Annotated in this window: 3 protein-coding genes; all 3 read right to left on the bottom strand. The window is 39.7% G+C overall.

Annotated features, from left to right (window positions below; translation table 11 throughout):
* Positions 1-125: 125 nt before the first annotated feature.
* From ACFIMP_RS09655 to ACFIMP_RS09645, 3 genes are read right to left on the bottom strand one after another with little or no spacing between them, the layout of a single operon-like run.
* The gene (locus tag ACFIMP_RS09655; RefSeq protein WP_375686330.1) at positions 126-722 is read right to left on the bottom strand and encodes a hypothetical protein; all 597 of its coding nucleotides are present in this window, start codon (positions 720-722) and stop codon (positions 126-128) included.
* Positions 723-733: 11 nt separating this feature from the next.
* Positions 734-1,114: a hypothetical protein gene (locus tag ACFIMP_RS09650; protein ID WP_375610467.1), complete on the bottom strand. Its 381-nt coding sequence runs from the start codon at positions 1,112-1,114 to the stop codon at positions 734-736.
* 11 nt (positions 1,115-1,125) lie between these two features.
* On the bottom strand, positions 1,126-1,506 hold the full coding sequence (locus tag ACFIMP_RS09645) for a hypothetical protein (RefSeq protein ID WP_252619690.1): 381 nt from the start codon (positions 1,504-1,506) through the stop codon (positions 1,126-1,128).
* Between the last annotated feature and the right edge of the window lie 60 nt (positions 1,507-1,566).

The raw sequence follows: 1,566 nt of genomic DNA, 5'->3' as shown, positions 1-1,566 counted from the left end.
TCCGAAAGAAGTTAAAACGCTTGAAGGACATTTTGAAGTTGTTTTTTCTTCTTAAACTTCTTTATGATTAGCTTTTTTGGATCTATTCATACATGGCAATCTTATATAAAAAATGGTCAAATGAATCATGCATAAAAAGATGGATTCTTGAGTGGATTCATATAAAATAATTGCAAGCAAACTATTGACTTTATTGTGTTTTTTGATATTATACTGAGTACTATCTCTGATAAACGCAATGGAGAGAGAATGAGTTGAATCTGATAGGCTTTATCCGGCGTGGGATAAAGATGTAATTTCCTATCAAAATAACTGTAACAAACCGGCGTTCCTTGCTGCTCTGATGATAACAAAGGCTCTAAAGAAACATGGTCCTTACATTCCAAGGCAAACTTATGATGTTGATCAGAGCTTAGATAAACGTTTTTTATTTTAACAGCTGTTTCAATAGGGCGGGTAGCGCTTGCATCATAAACACCTTGTCCCGCCCGTGTCTCAAACACCACATCACGGCTTTCGTTAAAGTAAAAGGTCTCCCGTTCACAAAAACGAATGGCTGCAAAAATGCTTTCTTGGATTTGTTGAACATACTCATCGGCTATGTCATCAATCTCATCTTGAATAACCGACACTAAGTGCGAAAGTGTTCTCTTATGACGATAAACATCTCGCTTTACTGGTATCGGTCCTCCGGTCTTAACCCGAATATAATGACGTGTCATCAAAATACCTCTCAGTGATTAGTCACAAATTCAACGACTATACTTGCTTGACCAGCTTGTACCGTTTTGTCCGCTTTAGCATAGAGAGTAAGTTCTTCATCATAAGGGACAAATTCCTTCTGATTGGTGGGCTTAACCTCTTTTACTGCCTGTTGTTTGATTTCCGCTTCACCAAACTCAGTCCCTCCAGCAGTGCTGCCTATTTTGACCTTTGTGTCCGAAAATGCTGTCTTAACAAACACTTTAATCGAAGTAATCAAAGCACCACGAGGGAGGGTGCCTATCTTCATCACCTTTTCTTTATCTTCATAGCTAAAATTAAGCCGCAAAAAGCTTACCTGCTGGGTATGAAGATTTCTCCCTTGCAAGGGCTGTGGTAAATAATCTGCCATGTCTTATCCCCTCAATGATTTGTTACGAATTGCACAACCACAATACATTCACCAGCATCGGTGGTTTTGTCTCGTGTTGCATAAAGGGTCATCTCCTTATCATCTGCAACAAAAGACTTTTGATCTGTTGGCGTAAAATCTTGCGTGCCCTGGGCTTTGATGTCTTTTTCACTGAACTCATTGCCTCCATAGGTGCTGCCTATCTTTAATTTTGCCTCAGAAAACGCGGTCTTGACAAAAGCCTTCATCGAAGTGATCAAAGCGCCACGGGGTAATATCCCAATTTTCTCCGTAAGATGCTTATCTTTATGCGAGATATTTAACCGCAAAAAACTTACCTGTTGGGTATGTAGATTTCTGCCCTGTAATGGAGGGGGTAATTGATCTGCCATGTCTTGTTTCCTCCCTATGATTAATTATCAGGTTCACCACTGTAGGTGGGGATAACAATC

This window comes from Bartonella sp. AP65SXKL (assembly GCF_042195725.1).
Lineage (GTDB): Bacteria > Pseudomonadota > Alphaproteobacteria > Rhizobiales > Rhizobiaceae > Bartonella.
Note: the sequence above shows the minus strand (reverse complement) of the source record. Positions and strands in the feature narration are given on the sequence as shown.

Bases quoted from the DNA above. Each gene is read 5' to 3' on its own strand.
- ACFIMP_RS09655 (WP_375686330.1), bottom strand. From the start codon at position 722: ATGACACGTCATTATATTCGGGTTAAGACCGGAGGACCGATACCAGTA.
- ACFIMP_RS09650 (WP_375610467.1), bottom strand. From the start codon at position 1,114: ATGGCAGATTATTTACCACAGCCCTTGCAAGGGAGAAATCTTCATACC.
- ACFIMP_RS09645 (WP_252619690.1), bottom strand. From the start codon at position 1,506: ATGGCAGATCAATTACCCCCTCCATTACAGGGCAGAAATCTACATACC.